This is a genomic window from Mesorhizobium sp. M8A.F.Ca.ET.161.01.1.1 (assembly GCF_004792105.1).
Taxonomy (GTDB): Bacteria; Pseudomonadota; Alphaproteobacteria; order Rhizobiales; family Rhizobiaceae; genus Mesorhizobium.
On sequence record NZ_SRTD01000023.1, the window covers coordinates 1 to 22,670 of the forward strand.

Below are 22,670 nucleotides of genomic sequence, written 5' to 3' on the forward strand. Positions count from 1 at the left end.
AGAAACCGGAGATCCATCTCAAGACGCTCGGCAAGTCGGCCGAAGAGATGGTAGATACCCTGGAACACTGGCTGGACGAGCGTGACATTGCCGAAGAGCAATATGACAATGGCGGCGGCATCTGACGACAGGCCGATGCTCGAAATCTTCGAGCGGCTGGCCCTGGCGGCCGGGCGCGAGGTCATGCGCGTGTTCCATGCCGGCTGCGCGGTCGACCGCAAATCGGACTCCTCGCCGGTGACCGAGGCGGACCGCGAGAGCGAGAAGATCATTCTTGCCGGCCTGCGTACGGAATTCCCCGACATTCCCTGCGTGGCCGAGGAAGAAGCGGCTGCCGGTGTCATGCCGGGCGAACTTGGCGAGGCTTTCTTCCTTGTTGATCCGCTTGACGGCACCAAGGAATTCGTCAACCGGCGCACCGACTTCACCGTCAATATCGCGCTTGTCCGCCATGGCGTGCCGGAAGTTGGCGTCGTCTTCGCCCCTTGCGGTGGCCGCTTCTTTTCCGGTCTGCCGGGCAGGGCGGAAGTCCTCGACATCGACGGCGATTACCAGATTATCGCCCGTCGGCCGATTTCGGTGAGAACGGCCGCGTCGCCGCTGGCAGTGGTCGCCAGCCGCTCGCACAACACGCCGGAAACCGAAGCCTATATTCGCGACCTTGGCGCCGCCGAGATCGTCTCGGTCGGTTCGTCGCTGAAATTCTGCCTCCTCGCCAATGGCGAGGCGGATGTCTATCCGCGCTTCGGTCGCACCATGGAATGGGACACCGCGGCGGGTGACGCGGTGCTGCGCGCCGCCGGCGGCACGACGCGCACGCTGGACGGCAAGCCCTTGGCCTATGGCAAGCGCAACCAGGCCGATGACGAGGACTTTGCCAATCCGCATTTCATTGCCAGCGGCAGCGCTGCAACCGGAAGGCGCATCGAACGTTGAGGTGGAAACCTCCCGTAGATGGCCTATCCTGTATGGACGTTCCCTGAGTCGGTAGTTGAATGTCCTTTTTTCAGAAATGCCATGCCGTCATTTTGGGCGGATTTCCGGTATGGACCAGCAGTCGAGATGAACTAGGCCTCAGGATGTTGCTGGGCCTCTACGCCCTCTCTCCCGCCCTTTTCGTCTTCGTCGAAATGTCTCCCACGGCCCTGGCATTTGTCGCGGCACTCATGGGTGCTCTTACCCTTTTGACCAAGGGGGCACGCTTTGGCAGGGCAACGATAGGCCTGGCCGTCACTCTGGCTCTCTTGTCCGGCTTTGTCCTGTCGAGCGCCCTGTGGTCGGTCGACGCGAGCCGCTCTCTCATGGCGGCGAAGGACGTGTTTGGCTACTCGGTCGCCGCCATCTTGCTGTTTGAGTGCATTCTGGCGCTTCCGGACGCTCAACGCGACCGGCTGGCACGGGTCTCGTTATTCGGCATGTTGATTGGCCTGGTGTCGGTGATGGGTTGGGAACTGTATTTTGCGTTTTTGACCGAAGATCCGAGATTTGTGGAAAATGTTTTCACCCTCCACAAGATCACGGTCTACGGAGCTTTTTTTGCCGTCATATTTCTTGCGCAGCCGAGGCTGGTCTGGAAGGGGCTTGCGGCTCTCTTTGCCGTGCTGACATTGCTCTACGGCCAATCGACCGGCGTCAATCTGGCGATTGTCTTCGTGGCGGCGATGTTTGTCATGCCCGCCAAATACCGCCAGCACGCCTTGGTCGGATTCTTCGCCGCCTATTTGTCTCTTGCCCTGATTGCCCCTTTCGTCGTCTCGCCGCTGTTTGCCTACCTCAAAACAACGGGCTGGCTGGCTTTCTATCCGGGAACGTTCGCCGCGCGGCTTGATCTTTGGCAGATGATCTCGCCCCACATTGCGGAGCAGCCGGTTCTCGGCCATGGCGCCAATACGATGAGAAACGCGGTCGGGGTCGTGGTGAATCCCACATATTACGCGCAGGCGGATCTTCCGAGCGCGCACAATATCGTATTCGATTTGTGGTACGAGTTGGGAGCGCTGGGCATCATTGTGTACGGGGTGCTCCTGGGCGCGATCATAAGAATGATCGGCCGTTTGAGCGGCCCCTGCCATTTCATAGCCAGCAGCTATCTGATCATAGCTGTTGTCGAACTGTCGGTCGACCATCGGATCTGGTTGTCATGGGTGCTGGGCACTTTGGTCTTCACAGCGGGCATCTGCATATTGCAGTGCCGTTCCGTGGCCCGGCCGGGAACGGATGACCGGATCACAAGACGCGCAGCGACCTTCTCAAAATAGCGGCGCGAAGCGCACGACCGCCTATGCCGGCGAGGTGTCGCCTCTGGTATCCGGCGCCTATTCGGCCGCGGCCTGCGCCGAGTTCGAGCCGATATAGTTGCGGATCGTTTCGATGATCCGGTTCTGGTCGGACTCGCTGAGATAGGGGTGCATCGGCAGGCACAGGATGCGTTTCGGCAGGTCCTCCGAAACGGCAAGACCGGTCGGCGTGCGCGGGTAGTCGCGATAGGCGATCTGCTCATGCAGCGGCTTGACGTAGTAGATGACGGACGGGATGCCCTTTTCGCTCAGATGCGCCTTAAGGCCATCGCGTTTCGGCGTCTCGATCGCGTATTGCGCCCACGCCGAGCGGCTGCCATCCAGGTTGCGGGCTGCGGTGACGATGTCGCCGAGGCCTTCCGCGTAACGCTGGGCTACCACTTGCCGCGCCACCATTTCTTCCTCGAGGATGGCGAGCTTCTCGATCAGGATCGCCGCCTGAAGCGTGTCGAGCCGTGAATTGATGCCGACGCGGATGTTGTCGTACTGCGTCTCGCCCTTGCCGTGGAAGGCGAAGGAACGCAGCGCGTCGGCCAGAGCATCATCATTGGTGAACATCGCGCCGCCGTCGCCATAGCAGCCGAGCGGCTTGGCCGGATAGAAGCTGGTCGAGCCGACATGGCCGAACCCCCCGCACATCCTGCCTTCGAGCGAGCCGCCCATGGACTGGGCGGCATCCTCGATCACCAATAGGCCTTCGCGATTGGCGATGGCCATGATCGCCTCATAGTCGGCGGCAAGACCGAACAGGTCGACGGGGATGATCGCCTTCGGCTTCAGTCGGCCTTCCTTCTTGATGGCCGCGATCGCCGCCTCGAGGCTGGCGATGTCGATGTTGTAGGTCTTCGGATCGACATCGACGAAAACCGGCTCGGCCTTGGCCAGCGCCACCACTTCCGCCGTGGCGGCGAAGGTAAAGCTCGGCACGAACACCGCGTCACCTGGGCCGATGCCGGCGGCGAACAGCGGCAAAAGCAATGCGTCGGTGCCGTTGGCGCAGGCAACCACATGCTTGACGCCGACATAGGCGGCGAGCTTCTTCTCGAATTCGGCGACCTGGGGGCCTAGGATGTAGCGGCCATCTTCGACGACGTGGTCGATCGCGGCTTTCAGCCGGTCGCGGATTCGTTCGCGCTGCGCGCCAAGATCGATGAACTGCATGTCGGCCTCAATACCTGCCACTAACCGGCCCGCTGGTACCAGACTTGGCGCGGCTGAAAAAGCCGGCTGCGGGCCGGGCATATGGCGCAAGTGTCGCAGCCCGTTACCGTGTTTTGCCGGCGCATTGGCCTAAAAAGCCGGGAATCCGGCCTTGGCGGCGCAATTCAGGCCATGTCTATCGCGGTTTTCCGGCGCATGGAAACATAAAGTGATCGCGCTGGACGGCCGATCAGCCGATCTCGTGCCGCCATGGGGGATTGGCGCCGGCCCGTGATACCGTCACCGCCGCCGCCTTGGCGCCGAGCGCCAACGCTTTGCGGATGGCGTCTTCCGACAGGCTGGAAATCGCCGCCTTCGTCAGCAGGCCTTGCTCATGCAGGGAGGCAAGGATGCCGGCATTGAACGTGTCTCCGGCGCCGACGGTGTCCACCACCTTCACTGTCTCCGGCATGACGGTGACACGGTGCTGCTTGCTATAGCCAACGGCGCCTTCGCTGCCATGCGTGACGACGATCAGTTTCGGGCCACGGTCGAGCCAATTGCGCACGACATCCTCGTGCGAACCGGCTTCACCGAACCAGTTGAGGTCTTCGTCCGAAAGTTTGACGATGTCGGCCATCGCCATCATCTCCCGGATGCGCCTGAGGTGCTTGGCCTTGTCGGGGATGAAGTTCGGCCGGATGTTGGGATCGAGCATCATCACGCGGGACTCGTGCTCGCGCCGCATGAATTCCTCATAGGCCGAGCCAGCCGGCTCCGAGATCAGGCTGATGGCGCCGAACAGCATCGCCTCGATCTCGCCGCCGAGTTGCGGCAGGTCCTCGATGGTCAGCATGCGCCCGGCCGTGTTCTCGTCATAGAAGGTGTAGGTCGCCTGGCCGTTGTTCAGCCGCACGAAGGCCAGTGTCGTCGGCCGGGGCGATGTGTGCGCGTAGGTCGAACTGACCTTGCTCGCTCCGAGCGCCTCCCTGAATTGCCCGCCAAACAGGTCCGACGACAGGCCGGAGAAGAAGCCGGCCGGCGCGCCGAGCCGGCCGAGTGCGATCGCCGTGTTGAAAACAGCGCCGCCGACATAGGGAGCGAAGGCCGGCTCACCCTGCGTGGTGGTGCGCGGCAGCATGTCGATGAGGGCTTCGCCACAGCAGAGGATCATGGCTTCCTGGTCTCCGGCGGATAGATCACGCCTTTGCGGATGATGATGTTGGCGTAAAGCCGCGGCTCGCTTGTCGCGACGATGGCATGCGCCGATTTGACCCGTGCATAGAAGTCGGCGCCGGCCAGCGCAACCACCTTGCGGCCTGGTGCGCGTTTGGCGCAGATCGCCTCCATTTCACGATGGACAGGGTCGGCAAGCGACGGATCGCCTTTCACCGAGGCTCGAAACAGCGCCTCTGGAACCGCATCGTCGACCGGAAGCAGCGTCAGTATCGCGTCGAGTACGGGAATGAGGGCATGGCCGTCGGTCCGGACGAGGCGTCTTGCCTGCTCCAGCGCCGGATAGTTCCCGTCGACCAGGGCAATCTCGTCACCATGCCCCATCGCGCGCAACGTTGCCAGAAGCTCCGGACCAAGCAGCGCCGGAATCCCGATCAGCATTCAGGCGCTCCTGGCGATCGTCGTCGAACCGATCAGGAAGCGTTCGGAAAGCGGCAAGCTGGCGCCGCCGAGCGCCCGTGCATGGATGCCCACGCTTCCCTCGCGGACCGCCGGAAGTTTCAGCCCTTCGCCGTCGATGGCGCCGATTGCCGTCACGACCGCCTCGACCAGCCTCTGGCGCACGGCCTTCGGCATCCAGCCGTCGATCACCGCGGCCTCGAAATCGATGACCGAGGACGCTGCGACGATGGCGTAAGCGAGTGCCTGCGAGGCGCTGGCGATCCACTCGTCGAGTTCGGCGCCGATCTCTCCCCAATCCTCGGGTGAGGTCCACAGATACGAGGCCTCGACGCCACGCGCATTGAGTGTTTTTTCGAGCATGGCGATCGAGGCCACGTCGATCAGCTGGGTCGGTTTTCCACCCGGCCCAGGCACGGGCATGGAGCCGAGCGCGCCGGCATTGCCAGTCGGTCCGCCGAACAGCCGGCCGTTGAGCACAATGCCGCCACCGGCAAAGGCGCCGATGTAGAAATAGACGAAGTCCCGCGCCGCGCCCGTCTGGCCGAAGACCAGTTCGGCGCCGCAGGCCGAGGTGGCGTCGTTCTGCAGATAGACCGGAAAATCGCACTGCGTCTGGATGTCGGTCCTGATATCGCGATGGCGCCATTCGTCCATGACCTCGCGCGGCGCGCCGGCGGTGTCGGCCCAGTTCCACAGCTCGAACGGCATGGCGATGCCGAGTCCGGCAATGCGTTTGTCCTGCGCCGGTGTCAGCGCGCCGCGCATCGTCTTCATGCCTGACGTGACGAACTCGACCGTTTCGCGTGGGGCAGGGTAGCGGTAGGAGTGCTGCAGCATTGCGCGCACGTTGCCGAGGAAATCGATCAGCACGAGTTCGGCGCTGCGGCGGCCGATCTTGAGGCCGATGAAGAAGGCGCCTTCGGGGTTGAGCGCCATGGGGATCGAAGGCTGGCCGATCTTGCCGCGCAACGGCGCCTGACGGACGAGCAGGCTTTCTTCCTCCAGTTCGCGCATGATGACCGAGACCGTCTGCGCCGAAAGTCCGGTCATGCGGGCGATGTCGGACTTCGCCAGACTGCCGTGCTGACGCACCAGCGAAAGCACCAGGCGCTCATTGTGATCGCGCATGCCGCTCTGGTTGGTGCCGCGGTGAATAAGGCTCTCATTCGCTTCGGGCGAACCATGCCTCGCAGTGGCGGTCTCCACCCTGTTCCTCCCGTCGTTTCCCCGGCAATGCTTTTGGGTCAGAATGAGTGAAGGACGCAAGGCTGTCAATAATAAATAAGAGTGATTTAATTATTGACAGATGCCTTGGTCTGGTGTTTTTTGATCTGGCATCCGCGCTGGGAAAAGTCGCCTGGATGCCGTGCGGGTGCCGGTTGGCCGGCATTCGAAATGTTCCACTGGGAGGAAAATCGTGACCAATACAAAATTGTTGAAGTCCACCGTTTTTGCGGCGGCCGCGCTGGGTCTGATGGCGTTCGCTTCGTCCGCATCCGCCGCCGGCGTCGGCGCCTGCCTGATCACCAAGACCGACACCAATCCGTTCTTCGTCAAGATGAAGGAGGGCGCTACCGCCAAGGCCAAGGAACTCGGCGTCGATCTCAAGACCTATGCGGGCAAGATCGACGGTGACAGCGAGAGCCAGGTGGCGGCGATCGAAAGCTGCATCGCCGACGGCGCCAAGGGCATTTTGATCACCGCGTCCGACACCAAGGGCATCGTGCCGACGGTGAAGAAGGCGCGCGATGCGGGCCTGCTGGTGATTGCGCTCGACACGCCGCTCGATCCGATCGACGCCGCCGACGCGACCTTCGCCACCGACAATCTGGAGGCCGGCAAGCTGATCGGCGCCTGGGCCGCCGCGACGCTGGGCGACAAGGCCAAGGACGCCAAGATCGGCTTCCTCGACCTGACCCCCTCGCAGCCGACCGTGGACGTTCTGCGCGATCAGGGATTCATGATGGGCTACGGCATCGACGTGAAGGATCCCAACAAGATCGGCGATGAGAACGATCCGCGTATCGTCGGCCACGATGTGACGAACGGCAATGAAGAGGGCGGCCGCAAGGCGATGGAAAACCTTCTGCAGAAGGACAACACCATCACCGTCATTCACACCATCAACGAGCCGGCCGCAGTCGGCGCCTACCAGGCGCTCAAGGCCGTCGGCCTCGAAAGCCAGGTGCTCATCGTCTCTGTCGACGGCGGCTGCCCCGGCGTGAAGTCGGTCACCGAAGGCGTCATCGGCGCCACCTCGCAGCAATATCCGCTGCAGATGGCCGCGCTCGGCATCGAGGCGATCGCCGCTTTCGCCAAGGATGGTACCAAGCCGAAGCCGACCGAGGGCAAGAACTTCTTCGACACCGGCGTCAACCTCGTCACCGACAAGCCGGCCAAGGGCGTCAAGTCCATCGACACCAAGGAAGGCCTCGCCAAGTGCTGGGGCTGATGCTGGCCTGACCGGTAACAGAACCGATCGGCCGGGGGGACTTGATCCCCGGCCGCATCGGGTGGACGATACATCACTGTAAACGCGAACAATCCCGGCGACAGACCGGAAGGCGTGGACGGCGTCAGCGCGTGGCTGAAGCCCTACGGGGAGGAAACATGGCTCAAGCTCAGGAATTCGAGAAGGTTCTCTCGGCCAGCGACACAAGCGTGGCCGCTTTCGACGAGCACAAATCAGCCGTCAAGCGCATCCAGCATTTTCTGCATTCAACGCCGGCGGCGGTGCCGCTGATCGTGCTGCTTCTGTCGATCATCATCTTCGGCATCGCGATCGGCGGGCGGTTCTTCTCGTCCTACACGCTGACGCTGATCCTGCAGCAGATCGCCATCGTCGGCATTCTCGGGGCCGCTCAGACTCTGGTCATCCTGACCGCCGGCATTGACCTGTCGATCGGGGTGATCATGGTGATTTCTGCCGTGATCATGGGCAATTGCGCGGTCAGCTACGGCATGCCGAGCGTGCTCGCCGTGGCGATCGGGCTTGCCGCCGGTGCGGCTTGCGGGCTGCTGAACGGACTGCTGGTCGCCTATATGAAGTTGCCGCCCTTCATCGTGACGCTTGGCACCTGGAACATCGTCATGGCCACGAACTTCATCTATTCGGCCAATGAGACGATCCGCGACACCGACGTCGACACTCAAGCGCCGCTGCTGCATCTGTTCGCCCTGAGCTTCAAGGTCGGCACGGCGGTGCTGACGCTCGGTGTCATTGCCACGGTCGTGCTCGTGATGGTCCTTTGGTACGTGCTCAACCACACCGCATGGGGCCGTCATGTCTACGCCGTCGGCGACGACCAGGAGGCGGCGAAGCTGTCTGGCATCCAGACCAAGAAGGTGCTGGTGACGGTCTACACCCTTGCCGGGCTGATCGCCGCTTTCGCGGCCTGGGTCTCCATCGGCCGCAACGGCTCGATCTCGCCATCAGCCGCCGTCACCGACTACAATCTGCAGGCCATCACCGCGACGGTGATCGGTGGTATTTCTCTCTTCGGCGGCCGCGGCTCCATCCTCGGCACCTTGTTCGGCGCGATGATCGTCGGCGTCGTCTCGATGGGCCTCAACATGCTGGGCGCCGATCCGCAATGGAAAGTGCTCCTCACCGGCGTGCTGATCATCGGCGCCGTCGCCATCGACCAATGGATCAGAAAGGTTTCGGCATGACCCAGGAACCCATCCTCACCGCGCGCGGCCTGGTCAAGCGCTATGGCCGCGTCACCGCTCTCGACAATGCCGATTTCGACCTATACCCCGGCGAAATCCTTGCCGTCATCGGCGACAACGGCGCCGGCAAGTCGTCGCTCATCAAGGCGATTTCCGGCGCGGCCGTGCCGGACGAGGGCGAAATCCGGCTTGAAGGCAAACCCGTCTCCTTCAAGTCGCCGATGGAAGCGCGCGAAGCCGGCATCGAAACCGTCTACCAGAACCTCGCGCTGTCGCCGGCGCTGTCGATCGCCGACAACATGTTCCTCGGCCGCGAGATCCGCAAACCCGGCTTCGTCGGCCAGTGGCTTCGCATGCTGGACCGTCCGGCAATGGAAAAGCGCGCCCGCGACAAGCTTACCGAACTCGGCCTGATGACCATCCAGAACATCAGCCAGGCGGTGGAGACGCTGTCGGGCGGCCAACGCCAGGGCGTGGCGGTGGCCCGCGCCGCCGCCTTCGGCTCGAAGATGGTCATCATGGACGAGCCGACGGCGGCGCTCGGCGTCAAGGAGAGCCGCCGCGTGCTCGAACTGATCCTCGACGTGAAGAAGCGCGGCCTGCCGATCGTGCTCATCTCGCACAACATGCCGCACGTCTTCGAAGTGGCCGACCGCATCCACATCCACCGTCTTGGCCGTCGCCTGTGTGTCATCGACCCCAAGCAATATACGATGTCTGATGCCGTTGCCTTCATGACCGGTGCAAAAGCACCCCCGGAGACGGCATTGGCGGCCTGAACTGCCTGATTGCCGCTGGGTAAGGAGGCGGGGGTTTTCTCTAAATCGATTGAAAACATGCTGCAATGCACTAGGATGGGCTGGGAGAAACGGTGAAAGCCGGTATGATCAGGCCAAACCGAACGAGAGGCGATATGACATCCGCCATGACGATCGAAGCCCCCACTCTCGACAATCCAGATCCCAAGACGCTCGCCGAAGAAGTCTTGATGTCGCTCAAATACCGGGTCGGCAAGGACACAACCGTCGCGACCCAGTACGACTGGCTGACCGCCTCGATCAAGGTCGTGCGCGACCGCGTCGTCGACCACTGGATGCAGGCGACCAAGGAAGCCTACGACCAGCAGGAAAAGCGCGTCTATTACCTGTCGCTCGAGTTCCTGATCGGACGTCTGATGCGCGACGCCTTTTCCAATCTCGGCCTGATGGAGAACATGCGTGAGGCGCTGTCCTCGCTCGGCGTCGATCTCGACCTGATCGCCGCGCTCGAGCCGGACGCTGCCCTTGGCAATGGCGGCCTTGGCCGGCTCGCCGCGTGCTTCATGGAAAGCATGGCGACCGTCGACATTCCCGCGCATGGCTACGGCATCCGCTATGCCAACGGCATGTTCCGCCAGGAAATCCATGACGGTTGGCAGGTCGAACTGCCCGAGACCTGGCTGGACCACGGCAACCCCTGGGAGTTCGAGCGGCGCGAGCGCTCCTTCGAAGTCGGCTTCGGCGGTTCGGTCGAATCGATCACCTCCAGGGACGGCCGGCTCGAACGCCATGTCTGGAAACCGAGGGAGCATGTTCTGGCGGTTGCCTATGACACGCCCGTGGCCGGCTGGCGCGCCAAGCGCGTCAACACGTTGCGCCTTTGGTCCGGCATGCCGATCGATCCGATCCTGCTCGACAAGTTCAACGCCGGCGACCACATCGGGGCGCTGGCCGAAAGCAACAAGGCCGATGCGCTGTCGCGCGTGCTCTATCCCGCCGATTCCCACATGGCCGGACAGGAACTCAGACTCAGGCAGGAATATTTCTTCTCCACCGCCTCGCTGCAGGACATCGTCCAGCGGCATCTGAGCCAATATGGCGACCTGAAGTCGCTTCCCGACAAGGCGGCGATCCACCTCAACGACACCCATCCGGCGATCGCCGTGCCGGAGTTGATGCGGCTTCTGATGGACGTCCACGGCATGGATTTCGATCTCGCCTGGGATATCACCAAGCGTACCTTCGGCTACACCAACCACACGCTGCTGCCCGAGGCGCTGGAAAGCTGGCCGGTGCCGCTGTTCGAGCGGCTTTTGCCGCGTCATATGCAGATCGTCTACGCCATCAACGCGCAGGTGCTGCTGGAGGCGCGCGCCACTGATCAATTCTCCGATGAGCAGATCAGCCGTATCTCGCTGATCCAGGAGAATGGCGACCGCCGGGTGCGCATGGGCAATCTGGCCTTTGTCGGTTCGCATTCGATCAACGGCGTGTCGGCGCTGCATACCGAACTGATGAAGGAGACGGTGTTCGCCGACCTGCACCGGCTCTATCCCGACCGCATCAACAACAAGACCAATGGCATCACGCCGCGGCGCTGGCTCATCCAGTGCAATCCGGGCCTTACCGCGCTCGCCCGCGAGGCGATCGGCGATCGCTTCATGGATGACATCGAGGCGATCAAGGGGCTCGATCCGCTCGCCGACGACACCGCCTTCCGCGAAAAATTCGCCGCCGTGAAGCGCCAGAACAAGGTGAGGCTAGCCAACTTGGTCGCCGACCGCCTCGGCATCAAGCTCGACCCTTCGGCGCTCTTCGACATTCAGGTCAAGCGTATCCACGAATACAAGCGTCAGCTCCTCAACATCCTCGAAGCGATCGCGCTCTATGACCAGATCCGCTCGCATCCCGAGCGCGACTGGATGCCACGCGTGAAATTCTTCGGCGGCAAGGCCGCGCCCAGCTACCACAACGCCAAGCTGATCATCAAACTGGCCAACGACGTCGCCAGGGTGATCAACAGTGACCCTTCGGTGCGCGGCCTGCTCAAGGTCGTGTTCGTACCGAACTACAATGTCAGCCTGGCCGAGGTGCTGATGCCGGCCGCCGATCTCTCGGAGCAGATCTCGACCGCCGGCATGGAAGCGTCGGGAACCGGCAACATGAAGTTCGCGCTGAACGGCGCACTGACCATCGGCACGCTCGACGGCGCCAATGTCGAGATCAAGGAGCATGTCGGCGACGACAACATCTTCATCTTTGGCCTCACCACCGAAGAAGTCGCCGAGCGGCGCAACAATGGCTACAATCCCCGCGGCGTCATCGAGGCGTCCCCCGAACTGGCGCAGGCGGTCGCGGCCGTTTCTTCGGGCGTCTTCTCCCCCGATGATCCCAATCGCTACCGCGATCTGATCAACGGCCTCTACGACAGTGACTGGTTCATGGTCGCGGCGGATTTCGACGCCTATGCCGCCTGCCAGCGCGACGTCGATGCCGTCTGGCGCAACAGCCCGGACTGGTACGCCCGCGCCATCCGCAACGTCGCGCGCGTCGGCTGGTTCTCTTCCGATCGCACGATCCGCCAATACGCCAAAGAAATCTGGAACGTGCCCGTCTGATATGATTGCATGAGGCCACGAACGATGGCCGCAAAAACAAACATTTGGTGCCCGGGGAGGGCGACCGCCTGATGAGGAAGCCGCGCGCGACCGCTGCGACAAGCGGGCCGGACGGACTGGCGTCAGCCAGCGATGTCGAGGCGATTGTCGCCGGTACGCACGGTGATCCTTTTGCGGTTCTCGGTGTTCAGGAGGCCGGCAAGAGCCTGTTCGCGCGCTGCTTCGTTCCGCATGCGCAGTCCGTCACCGCCTACACGCTGACCGGCATCGAGGCAGGCGAATTGACCAGGCGCGACGAAGCCGGTTTCTTCGAGGGCAAGCTGTCGATCAGGAAGCGCCAGCCGCTCCGCTACCACGCGCGCAATGCCGGCGGCGACTGGTGGCTGACCGATCCCTATTCGTTCGGTCCGGTGCTCGGACCGATGGACGATTACTATATCGCCGAGGGCTCGCATCTCAGGTTGTTCGACAAGCTCGGCGCCCATGTCATTGAGCACGAAGGCGCCACCGGCGTGCATTTCGCGGTATGGGCCCCAAATGCCAGGCGCGTCTCGGTGGTCGGCGATTTCAATGACTGGGACGGGCGCCGGCATACGATGCGCGACCGTCGCGACACCGGCATCTGGGAGCTGTTCATTCCCGATATCGGCGCCGGCCGGCCCTATAAATATGAAATCATAGGTCCCGACGGCGTGAGATTGCCGCTGAAAGCCGATCCATTCGCCTTCAAGTCGGAGCTGCGCCCGGCAACGGCCTCGGTGACCGCGGTGCCCCCGGCGCATCCATGGGGCGACGAGGCGCATCGCAATTTCTGGCGCAACGCCGACCCCCGGCGCGAAGCCATCTCGATCTACGAAGTCCATGCCGGTTCCTGGCAGCTTCGCGACGACGGCACCTTCCTGTCCTGGGATGAGCTGGCCGACCGGCTGATCCCTTATGTGGTCGAGGCCGGGTTCACCCACATCGAATTCCTGCCGATCTCCGAGCATCCCTATGACCCGTCCTGGGGTTATCAGACCACCGGCCTCTACGCGCCATCGGCCCGCTTCGGCGATCCGGACGGCTTTGCTCGCTTTGTCGATGGCGCCCATCGTGCCGGCATCGGCGTAATCCTAGACTGGGTGCCGGCGCATTTTCCTGTCGACGAGCACGGTCTGGTCCATTTCGACGGCACCGCGCTCTACGAGCATGCCGACCCGCGCAAGGGCTTCCACCCGGACTGGAACACCGCGATCTACAATTTCGGCCGCCGCGAGGTGGTGTCGTTCCTCGTCAACAACGCCTTGTTCTGGGCCGAAAAATACCATGTCGACGGTCTTCGCGTCGACGCGGTGGCCTCGATGCTCTACCTCGACTATTCGCGCAAGCAGGGCGAATGGATTCCCAACGAAAAGGGTGGGCGCGAAAACCTCGAGGCGGTCAGCTTCCTGCAGAAGATGAACAAGGAGCTCTACGGGCACCATCCCGGTGTCATGACTATCGCCGAGGAATCGACTTCATGGCCAAAGGTCTCGGCGCCCGTTCATGAAGGCGGGCTGGGCTTCGGCTTCAAGTGGAACATGGGCTTCATGCACGACACGCTGGAGTATTTTTCCAAGGAGCCGATTTTCCGCAAGCACCATCACAACGAGCTGACCTTCGGTCTGACCTACGCCTTCTCGGAGAATTTCGTGCTGCCGCTCTCGCATGACGAGGTCGTGCACGGCAAAGGCACGCTGCTGGGCAAGATGGCCGGTGACGACTGGCAGAAATTCGCGACCTTGCGTGCCTATTACGGCTTCATGTGGGGTTATCCCGGCAAGAAGCTGCTGTTCATGGGCCAGGAATTCGCGCAGCGCCGCGAATGGAGCGAGGCGCGCGCGCTTGATTGGAACCTGCTCGATTTCCGGCCGCATCGCGGCGTCTGGCAGACGGTGCGCGATCTCAACTATCTCTACCGTTCACGTCCGGCCCTGCATGGCCGCGACTGCGAGCCCGAAGGGTTTTCCTGGCTGATCGTCGACGACAGCCAGAATTCGGTTTTCGCCTGGGTGCGCAACGCTCCTGGCGGCAATCCGGTCGCCGTCATCTCCAATTTCACGCCGGTGCCGCGCGACAATTATCGTGTACCTCTGCCGAAGGCCGGCAAGTGGCGCGAGATCATCAACACCGATGCTTCCGAATATGGCGGCTCCGGCATGGGCAATGGCGGCGTGGTCGAGGCGAGGGCGGAGGGCAAGAGCATCTCGGCAACGATGCTTCTGCCGCCGCTGTCGACGATCATGCTTGAACTCGCCGACGACTGAACTCGTTAAGGCTGGTCAACGCATAAAGACGAGTAACTTGGGAGGGTATAAATGGCAGACTTGAAAAGAACCCAGCCGCTGGCCCGCGACGCCATGGCCTATGTGCTGGCCGGCGGACGCGGCAGCCGCCTCAAGGAGCTGACCGATCGGCGCGCCAAGCCGGCGGTCTATTTCGGCGGCAAGACGCGCATCATCGATTTCGCGCTCTCCAATGCACTGAACTCTGGCATCCGCCGCCTCGGCGTCGCCACCCAGTACAAGGCGCATTCGCTGATCCGCCACCTGCAACGCGGCTGGAACTTCCTGCGGCCCGAACGAAACGAGAGCTTCGACATCCTGCCGGCGAGCCAGCGCGTGTCGGAAACGCAATGGTATGAAGGCACGGCTGACGCCGTCTACCAGAACATCGACATCATCGAGGCTTATGGCCCGGAATACATGGTGATCCTGGCCGGCGACCACATCTACAAGATGGATTACGAGCTGATGCTGCGCCAGCATGTCGATGCCGGCGCCGATGTCACGGTCGGCTGCCTCGAAGTGCCGCGCATGGAAGCGACAGGCTTCGGCGTCATGCATGTCGATGCCAAGGACAACATCATCGCCTTCGTCGAAAAGCCCGTTGATCCGCCCGGCATTCCGGGTAACCCGGAATTCGCCTTGGCCTCGATGGGCATCTACGTCTTCAAGACCAAGTTCCTGATGGAACAGCTGCGCCGCGATGCCGCCGAGCCGGGCTCCAGCCGCGACTTCGGCAAGGACATCATCCCCTATATCGTCACGCACGGTAAGGCGATCGCGCACCGCTTCACCAAGTCCTGCGTGCGTTCGACCGCCGAGAACGAGGCCTACTGGCGCGATGTCGGCACGGTCGATGCCTATTGGGAAGCCAACATCGACTTGACCGACGTGACGCCGGAACTCGACCTCTACGACCGCGACTGGCCGATCTGGACTTATGCCGAGCTGAAGCCGCCGGCAAAATTCGTCCACGACGAGGATGGCAGGCGCGGTTCTGCCGTGTCGTCACTGGTGTCGGGCGATTGCATCGTCTCGGGCGCTTCGCTGAAGAAGAGCCTGATCTTCACCGGCGCGCGCATCAATTCCTATTCGGCACTCGAAGAAGTCGTCATGCTGCCCGACGTTCATGTCGGCCGGAACGCAAAGTTGAAGCGCGTCGTGATCGACCACGGTGTAAGGATACCGGAAGGGCTGGTGGTCGGCGAGGATCCCGCGCTCGACGCCAAGCGTTTTCGGGTTTCGGAAAAGGGCATCTGCCTGGTCACCCAGGACATGATCGACAAGCTGAAGCTTTAGGCCGGATCGGATTGTAGGCGCATGCATGTTCTGTCGGTCACGCCCGAAATCTTCCCGCTGATCAAGACCGGCGGGCTTGCCGACGTAACCGGGGCGCTGCCGATCGCGCTCGCGGCCAAGGGCGTGACCATGCGCACGCTCATTCCGGGTTTTCCGGTGGTGATGGGCGCCTTCAAGAAAAAGAAGGCCGTCTACCAATACCCCTTGTTGCAAGGCGGCAAGGCCGCGATCCATGCCGTCGAGGTCGCCGGGCTCGATTTGTTCGTGCTCGACGCGCCGCATCTGTTCGACCGCCCCGGCGGCCCCTATGGCAACGCCTCGGGCGCGGATTGGCCGGACAATTGGCGGCGCTTCGCGGCGCTGAGCCAGGCCGGCGCCGATATCGCCGGCGGCGCCATTTCGGGCTACCTGCCTGACATCGTGCATGCCCATGACTGGCAGTCGGCGATGACGCTGGCTTATATGCGTTACGGCAAGGCGGTTGGCACGCCATCAATGATGACCGTCCACAATCTCGCCTTCCAGGGTCAGTTCGGCGCCGGCATCTTCGGCGAACTCGGTCTGCCGGCCGCGGCGATGGCGCTTGACGGCGTCGAATATTATGGCGGCGTCGGCTTCCTCAAGTCGGGTCTGCAGGCGGCCTGGGCAATCACCACGGTGAGCCCGACCTATGCGCAGGAGATCCGTTCACCGGAATTCGGCATGGGCCTCGATGGTCTCATCAACATGCGTTCAAGCGATCTCCATGGCATCGTCAACGGCATCGACACCGCCATCTGGGATCCAGCAACCGATAGACATCTGGTGTCGACCTATACGGCCGAAACGTTGAAGGCCCGCGCGCCCAACAGGGCGGCCGTCGAGGACCGTTTCGGTCTCGACCGCGACGGCAGCCCGATTGTCTGTGTCGTCAGCCGGCTGACCTGGCAGAAGGGCATGGACATATTGGCGACGGTGATCGACGGCATCGTTGCGACAGGCGCCAGGCTGGCTATCCTCGGCTCGGGCGACGCCGGCCTCGAAGGCGCGCTGCTGGCGGCCGCCGCACGCCACCGTGGCCGCATCGGTGTGGTCGTCGGCTATGACGAGGGGCTGTCGCACATCATGCAGGGCGGCTGCGACGCCATCGTCATCCCTTCGCGCTTCGAACCTTGCGGGCTGACGCAGCTTTACGGCCTGCGCTATGGCTGCGTGCCGGTCGTCGCGCGCACCGGCGGCCTCGCCGACACCATCATCGACGCCAACGAAGCGGCGATTGCAGCCGGCGTGGCGACCGGCTTCCAGTTTGCCCCCAACAATGGCGGCGCGCTGCTGCACGCCATCCGCCGCTTGGCCGACGCCCACGCCAGTTCCGCAACCTTCGAGACCATCCAGCGCCAGGGCATGAAGACCGATGTGTCGTGGGATCGAAGCGCCGAAAAATACGTCGAACTCTATCGCCTGCTGCTTTCGAAAAGGGTTGCCTGAAGCATGATACGCACCGTCCCCACCAAGCCCTATTCCGATCAGAAGCCCGGCACGTCGGGACTGCGCAAGAAGGTGCCAGTGTTCCAGCAGGAGCACTATGCCGAGAACTTCATCCAGTCGATCTTCGACGCGCTCGACGGATTTGCCGGCAAGACCCTGGTCATCGGCGGCGATGGCCGCTTCTACAACCGCGAGGTCATCCAGAAGGCCATTGCCATGGCCGCCGCCAACGGCTTCGGCAAGGTGATGGTAGGGCAGGGCGGCATATTGTCGACGCCCGCGGCCTCGCATGTCATCCGCAAATACAAGACCTTCGGCGGCATCATCCTGTCGGCCAGCCATAATCCCGGCGGCCCGCATGAGGATTTTGGCATCAAGTACAATGCCGGCAATGGCGGCCCGGCGCCGGAAAAGCTGACCGACGCCATCTTTGCCAAGACCAAGGCGATTTCGAGCTTCAAGATCGCCGACATCGATCCAATCGACATCGATACGGTCGGCACCGTCAAGGCCGGCGGCATGACCGTAGAGATCATCGATCCGGTCACCGACTATGCCGAACTGATGGAGAGCCTGTTCGATTTCGACGCGTTGCGCAAACTGTTCAAGTCGGGCTTTCGCATGCGCTTCGACGCCATGCATGCGGTGACCGGACCCTACGCCAAGGAAATCCTCGAACACCGGCTCGGCGCACCGAACGGCACCTGCCGCAATTTCAAGCCGCTGCCCGATTTCGGCGGCCATCACCCCGATCCCAACCTTGTCCATGCCAAGCACCTCTATGACGAGATGATGGGGCCGGACGCGCCGGATTTCGGCGCCGCCTCCGACGGCGACGGCGACCGCAATTTGATCATCGGCAAGGGCATTTTCGTCACCCCGTCGGATTCGGTCGCCATGCTTGCCGCCAATGCCCGCCTGGCGCCCGGCTACAAGGACGGGCTGAAGGGCATCGCCCGCTCGATGCCGACCAGCGGTGCCGCCGACCGCGTCGCTCACAAGCTCGGCATCGGCATTTACGAGACGCCGACCGGCTGGAAGTTCTTCGGCAATCTGCTCGACGCCGGCATGGCGACGATCTGCGGTGAGGAAAGTGCCGGCACCGGCTCCAACCATGTCCGCGAAAAGGACGGTCTGTGGGCGGTGCTCCTGTGGCTCAACATCCTCGCCGCGCGCGGCGAAAGCTGCAAGCAGATCGTCACCGAGCACTGGGCGGCCTATGGGCGCAATTACTATTCGCGGCATGACTATGAAGAGGTGGAGAGCGACCGCGCCAATGCGCTGGTCGACGAACTCAGGGCCAAGCTCGGCTCGCTGCCCGGCACCAGCGTGCGCGGCCTGAAGATCGCCAATGCCGACGATTTTGCCTATCACGACCCGGTCGACGGCTCGACCAGCGAGCACCAGGGCATAAGGGTGCTGTTCGAAGGCGGCTCACGCGTCGTCTTCCGCCTCTCCGGGACCGGCACCTCGGGCGCGACCCTGCGCGTCTATATCGAGCGCTACGAGCCGGACAAGTCGAGGCACGATCTCGACACGCAGGAGGCGCTCGCCGATCTCATCGCCGCCGCCGACGACATTGCCGGGATCAAGAGCCACACCGGCCGCGACAAACCGAGCGTGATTACTTGAGGGTGGGGAGGCGCGACTCCCCCTTCTCCCCTTGTGGGAGAAGGTGTCGCCGAAGGCGACGGATGAGGGGTGCTCCAGCTTGGCGCAAACCGGCGCCCGGGACACCGATGCCTCATTCCTTCCAACACCCCTCATCCGTCTCGGCGGTGCGCGCCGATCCACCTTCTCCCACAAGGGGAGAAGGGAAGGCGCTCGCGTGAACAATCTCGGCGCCGCCATCACCAGCGAAGGCATCCGCTTCGCCGCCTGGTCGTCGTCGGCGCGGCGGCTCTGGGTGTCGATCTTCGATGAAACCGGCGACCACGAAATCGAGCGGCTTGAACTCCAGCCCGAAGGCGAGGGTTTTTACGCCCTGCTCGTCGCGGGTCTCGCCGCCGGCAGCCGCTACGGCTTTCGTGCCGATGGCGACTATGCACCCGAGCGTGGGCTGTGGTTCGACCCCGACAAGCTGCTGACCGATCCTTATGCCGCCGAAGTCGACCGGCCCTATGCCTATCACTGGCGGCTCGCCGCGCGGCGCAATGAGGGTGCCGACACCGCGTCGCTGATGCCCAAGACCGTGGCCAAGGCCTTGCCCGCGGCCCCACCGATCCTGCCGCCGCTTTTTCGTCCGGGCGGCCTGATCTACGAACTGAATGTCCGCGCCTTCACCAAGCTCCACCCGGATGTGCCGCAAGAACAGCGCGGCACGATCGCCGCACTTGCCCATCCGGCCATCATCGAGCATCTGCAAAAGCTCGGCGTCTCCGCCGTCGAATTGATGCCGGTGACGGCGTCGATCGACGAGCGGCATCTGCCGCCGCTGGGCTTGAGCAACGCCTGGGGCTACAATCCCGTCACCTTCATGGCGCTCGACCCTCGCCTCGCGCCCGGCGGCCTGACGGAATTACAGGACACGGTCACAGCGCTGCGCCGGGTTGGTATCGGCACCATTCTCGACCTCGTCTTCAACCATACTGGCGAAAGCGACAGGCTGGGGCCGACGCTCTCGCTGCGCGGCCTCGACAACCAGGCCTACTATCGGCACCGGCCGGATGGAGGGCTGGTCAATGACACCGGCACCGGCAACACCATCGCTTGCGACCATCCGGTGGTGCGCGAAATGGTGCTCGACACGCTCCGTCATTTCGTGCGCCAGGCTGGCGTCGACGGCTTCCGGTTCGATCTGGCTCCGGTGCTGGGCCGGTTCGATGGTCTGTTCGATCCAGAAGCGCCGCTGCTCCGGGCCATTGCTCATGATCCGGTGCTTTGCGACCGCGTGCTGATCGCCGAGCCTTGGGATATCGGGGCAAACGGCTATCAACTGGGCAATTTTCGGCCACCGTTCCTCGAGTGGAACGATCGCTACCGCGACGATGTCAGACGCTTCTGGCGCGGCGATGCCGGCATGGTCGGCACTCTCGCCACGCGCCTTGCCGGTTCGTCCGACGTGTTCAACAGGGCAGGGGAGCCGGCAAGCCGCAGCGTGAACTTCATCGCCGCCCATGACGGCATGACGCTGGCCGACATCGTCGCCTACGAGCGCAAACACAACGCCGACAATGGCGAGCAGAACCGCGACGGCCATAACGACAACCTGTCCTGGAACAATGGCGTCGAGGGAGACACGAACGAGGCAGCGATCATCAAGGCGCGCTTCGACGACCAACGCGCACTGCTCGCCACGCTGTTCGCCTCGCGCGGCACCATCATGCTGACGGCAGGCGACGAATTCGGCAGAACGCAGCAAGGCAACAACAACGCCTATGCGCAGGACAACGCCATTACCTGGCTTGACTGGACAGGCCGCGATCAGGCGCTGGAGCGTTACGCATCGGCGCTTGCAGCGCTTCGCCAGGCGGTGCCGGCACTGTCGGACACACGTTTCCTGGCCGGAGAACCGGTCGAGGCTTCAGGCGTTCCCGACGTCGCCTGGCTGACCGAGACGGGTGAGCCGCTCGCAGAGACCGACTGGAACGACTCCAGCCGGCATCGCCTTGTCATGCTGCTTGGCGGCGAGGATGGCAGGCTTGCCGTCATGATCAATGGTGACCGCCGCCAATGCGTCTTCACCTTGCCGGCGCGCGATGGCTTCCAGTGGCGCCCGGCAATCGAGACACAGGCGATCGACCTCCTGCGCCCGCTGCCGGGCCGCAGCGTCAATTTCATGATCGAGGGCCGGACCGGAAACGGTGGCGCCGGGAAGGGTTCGTAATGGCCGACGACAATGCCAGGCAGGGAGCCGAGTGGTGGCGAGGCTGCGTCATCTATCAGATCTATCCGCGCTCTTTCCAGGACACGACCGGCGATGGCAGCGGCGATCTCAAAGGTATTACGGCAAGGCTCGCCCATATCGCCTCCCTCGGCGTCGACGCTGTTTGGCTGTCGCCCTTCTTCAAGTCGCCCATGGCCGACATGGGCTATGACGTATCGGACTACTGCGACGTCGACCCGATGTTCGGCACGTTGGCGGATTTCGACGCGCTGGTCGCCGAAGCGCATCGGCTCGGCCTGAAAATCATCATCGACCAGGTGCTGTCGCATTCATCCGACAAGCATGAATGGTTCATCGAAAGTCGCGCCAGCCGCGACACCGCCAAGGCCGACTGGTACGTCTGGGCCGACGCCAGGCCCGACGGCGGCGCGCCCAACAATTGGCTGTCGGTCTTCGGGGGGCCATCCTGGGAGTGGGACGCGACCCGTCGCCAATATTACATGCACAATTTCCTCGCCTCGCAGCCGGATCTCAATTTCCACAATCCGGAAGTCCAGGACGCGTTGCTGGACACGGTGCGGTTCTGGCTGGAGCGCGGTGTCGACGGCTTCCGGCTCGACACGGTCAATTACTATGTCCACGACCGCTGGCTGCGCAGCAATCCGCCCTTGGCTTCGAGCGTTGCCGGCACCAACACAGAAACCAACACCTACCTCTATCAGGAGCATCTGTTCGACAAGACGCAGCCCGAAAACCTGGCGTTCCTCAGGCGCTTCCGCGCGTTGCTCGACGAATATGGCGACCGCGCCGCCGTCGGCGAGATCGGCGATGAAGGCCGCTCGCTGCAGACGCTCGCAGCCTACACCTCCGGCGGCGACAAGCTTCAGATGAGCTACACGTTCGATTTGCTCGGCTCGCAATTTTCGGCGGCGCATGTGCGTGGCTGCGTCGAGGCGTTTGAGCATGCGGTTGCCGACGGCTGGGTCTGCTGGGCCTTCTCCAACCATGACGTCGTGCGCCATGTCAGCCGCTGGACGCGGCCGGATGGCGATCCCGATCTGGTGGCCAAATTCTCGATCATGCTGCTCGCCTGCCTGCGCGGCTCGATCTGCCTCTATCAGGGCGAAGAACTCGGCCTTGAGGAAGCGGAGCTTGCCTATGAGGATTTGCGCGATCCCGTCGGCATCCGTTTCTGGCCCGGCGTGAAGGGCAGGGACGGCTGCCGCACGCCGATGGTCTGGGAGGTCAGGGCCGACAATGCGGGCTTTTCCACCGCAAAACCATGGCTGCCCGTGCCGGCAAGCCATCGCTCCCGTGCGGCGGATGTGCAGAACGGCGAGGAGCAATCGGTGCTGTCGGTCTACCGCTCCACGCTTGCCTTGCGCAGACAGCACCCGGCACTGGTCGGTGGTTCGATCCGTTTTCTCGACGCCGAGGGAGACATGCTCGCCTTCATCCGCGAAGGAGACGGGGAGAGGCTGCTCTGTGTCTTCAATTTCGCCGGGGAGCCGGCGACGTGGCCCTTGCTGCCTGATATCGGAACCGTCGCGGCTGTCCTGGGCGGTACCACGGCTGTCGAGGAAAACGCGCTCTCGCTGCCGGCTCTCGGTTGCTTCCTCGGTCGGCTCGGCTGATCGGCGCTTCGGTTGCGG

Annotated in this window: 16 protein-coding genes; 12 read left to right on the forward strand and 4 right to left on the reverse strand. The window is 63.1% G+C overall.

All coding sequences use genetic code 11. The features are described 5' to 3' along the window. Nucleotides 1–135: 135 nt before the first annotated feature. Nucleotides 136–936, forward strand: a complete 801-nt coding sequence (cysQ, locus tag EN804_RS31380) for a 3'(2'),5'-bisphosphate nucleotidase CysQ (RefSeq protein ID WP_167531229.1) — start codon at nt 136–138, stop codon at nt 934–936. 59 nt (nt 937–995) lie between these two features. Further along, nucleotides 996–2,258 (forward strand): O-antigen ligase family protein, encoded by a 1,263-nt coding sequence (locus EN804_RS31385; RefSeq protein WP_135884231.1) that lies wholly within the window; start codon nt 996–998, stop codon nt 2,256–2,258. Between the two features lie 57 nt (nt 2,259–2,315). Here EN804_RS31385 and EN804_RS31390 read toward each other — a convergent pair whose 3' ends face one another. The 4 genes from EN804_RS31390 to EN804_RS31405 form a co-directional block, all read right to left on the reverse strand. Then, nucleotides 2,316–3,458 carry a DegT/DnrJ/EryC1/StrS aminotransferase family protein gene (locus tag EN804_RS31390; RefSeq protein WP_135884247.1) on the reverse strand — a complete coding sequence of 381 codons (1,143 nt, stop codon included), beginning with the start codon at nt 3,456–3,458 and terminating at the stop codon, nt 2,316–2,318. 229 nt (nt 3,459–3,687) lie between these two features. Next, complete coding sequence (locus EN804_RS31395; protein WP_135922028.1) at nt 3,688–4,611, reverse strand: carbohydrate kinase; 924 nt, start codon at nt 4,609–4,611, stop codon at nt 3,688–3,690. Further along, the gene (locus EN804_RS31400; RefSeq protein WP_135884235.1) at nt 4,608–5,054 is read right to left on the reverse strand and encodes an RbsD/FucU domain-containing protein; all 447 of its coding nucleotides are present in this window, start codon (nt 5,052–5,054) and stop codon (nt 4,608–4,610) included. Before EN804_RS31400 ends, EN804_RS31395 begins: the two co-directional genes overlap by 4 nt. Next, nucleotides 5,055–6,281 (reverse strand): ROK family transcriptional regulator, encoded by a 1,227-nt coding sequence (locus tag EN804_RS31405; protein ID WP_135922029.1) that lies wholly within the window; start codon nt 6,279–6,281, stop codon nt 5,055–5,057. It abuts the gene before it with no gap. 229 nt (nt 6,282–6,510) lie between these two features. On the opposite strand from EN804_RS31405, the gene EN804_RS31410 reads away from it, so the two are divergent. From EN804_RS31410 to EN804_RS31455, 10 genes are all read left to right on the forward strand, one after another. Beyond that, on the forward strand, nt 6,511–7,527 hold the full coding sequence (locus tag EN804_RS31410; RefSeq protein ID WP_189524605.1) for a sugar ABC transporter substrate-binding protein: 1,017 nt from the start codon (nt 6,511–6,513) through the stop codon (nt 7,525–7,527). A gap of 158 nt (nt 7,528–7,685) precedes the next feature. Beyond that, nucleotides 7,686–8,747 (forward strand): ABC transporter permease, encoded by a 1,062-nt coding sequence (locus tag EN804_RS31415; protein WP_127276095.1) that lies wholly within the window; start codon nt 7,686–7,688, stop codon nt 8,745–8,747. Further along, nucleotides 8,744–9,526, forward strand: coding sequence for an ATP-binding cassette domain-containing protein (locus tag EN804_RS31420; protein ID WP_127276094.1), 783 nt, complete (start codon nt 8,744–8,746; stop codon nt 9,524–9,526). The genes EN804_RS31415 and EN804_RS31420 overlap by 4 nt, the downstream gene beginning before the upstream one ends. A 134-nt stretch (nt 9,527–9,660) precedes the next feature. Further along, on the forward strand, nt 9,661–12,123 hold the full coding sequence (locus EN804_RS31425) for a glycogen/starch/alpha-glucan phosphorylase (protein ID WP_135922031.1): 2,463 nt from the start codon (nt 9,661–9,663) through the stop codon (nt 12,121–12,123). Between the two features lie 71 nt (nt 12,124–12,194). Next, entirely contained in the window at nt 12,195–14,408 is a 2,214-nt protein-coding gene (gene glgB, locus EN804_RS31430; protein WP_127276092.1) for a 1,4-alpha-glucan branching protein GlgB, read from the forward strand. 51 nt (nt 14,409–14,459) lie between these two features. Continuing rightward, a complete protein-coding gene (glgC, locus tag EN804_RS31435) occupies nt 14,460–15,725 on the forward strand; it encodes a glucose-1-phosphate adenylyltransferase (protein WP_127276091.1) in 1,266 nt (421 codons plus the stop codon). 21 nt (nt 15,726–15,746) lie between these two features. Further along, nucleotides 15,747–17,192 (forward strand): glycogen synthase GlgA, encoded by a 1,446-nt coding sequence (glgA, locus tag EN804_RS31440; RefSeq protein ID WP_135922032.1) that lies wholly within the window; start codon nt 15,747–15,749, stop codon nt 17,190–17,192. A gap of 3 nt (nt 17,193–17,195) precedes the next feature. Next, nucleotides 17,196–18,824, forward strand: a complete 1,629-nt coding sequence (locus EN804_RS31445) for an alpha-D-glucose phosphate-specific phosphoglucomutase (protein WP_135922033.1) — start codon at nt 17,196–17,198, stop codon at nt 18,822–18,824. A gap of 196 nt (nt 18,825–19,020) precedes the next feature. After that, nucleotides 19,021–21,018, forward strand: a complete 1,998-nt coding sequence (glgX, locus tag EN804_RS31450; RefSeq protein WP_135922034.1) for a glycogen debranching protein GlgX — start codon at nt 19,021–19,023, stop codon at nt 21,016–21,018. Beyond that, nucleotides 21,018–22,652 carry an alpha-glucosidase family protein gene (locus EN804_RS31455; protein WP_135922035.1) on the forward strand — a complete coding sequence of 545 codons (1,635 nt, stop codon included), beginning with the start codon at nt 21,018–21,020 and terminating at the stop codon, nt 22,650–22,652. Before glgX ends, EN804_RS31455 begins: the two co-directional genes overlap by 1 nt. The last annotated feature ends 18 nt before the right edge of the window (nt 22,653–22,670 follow it).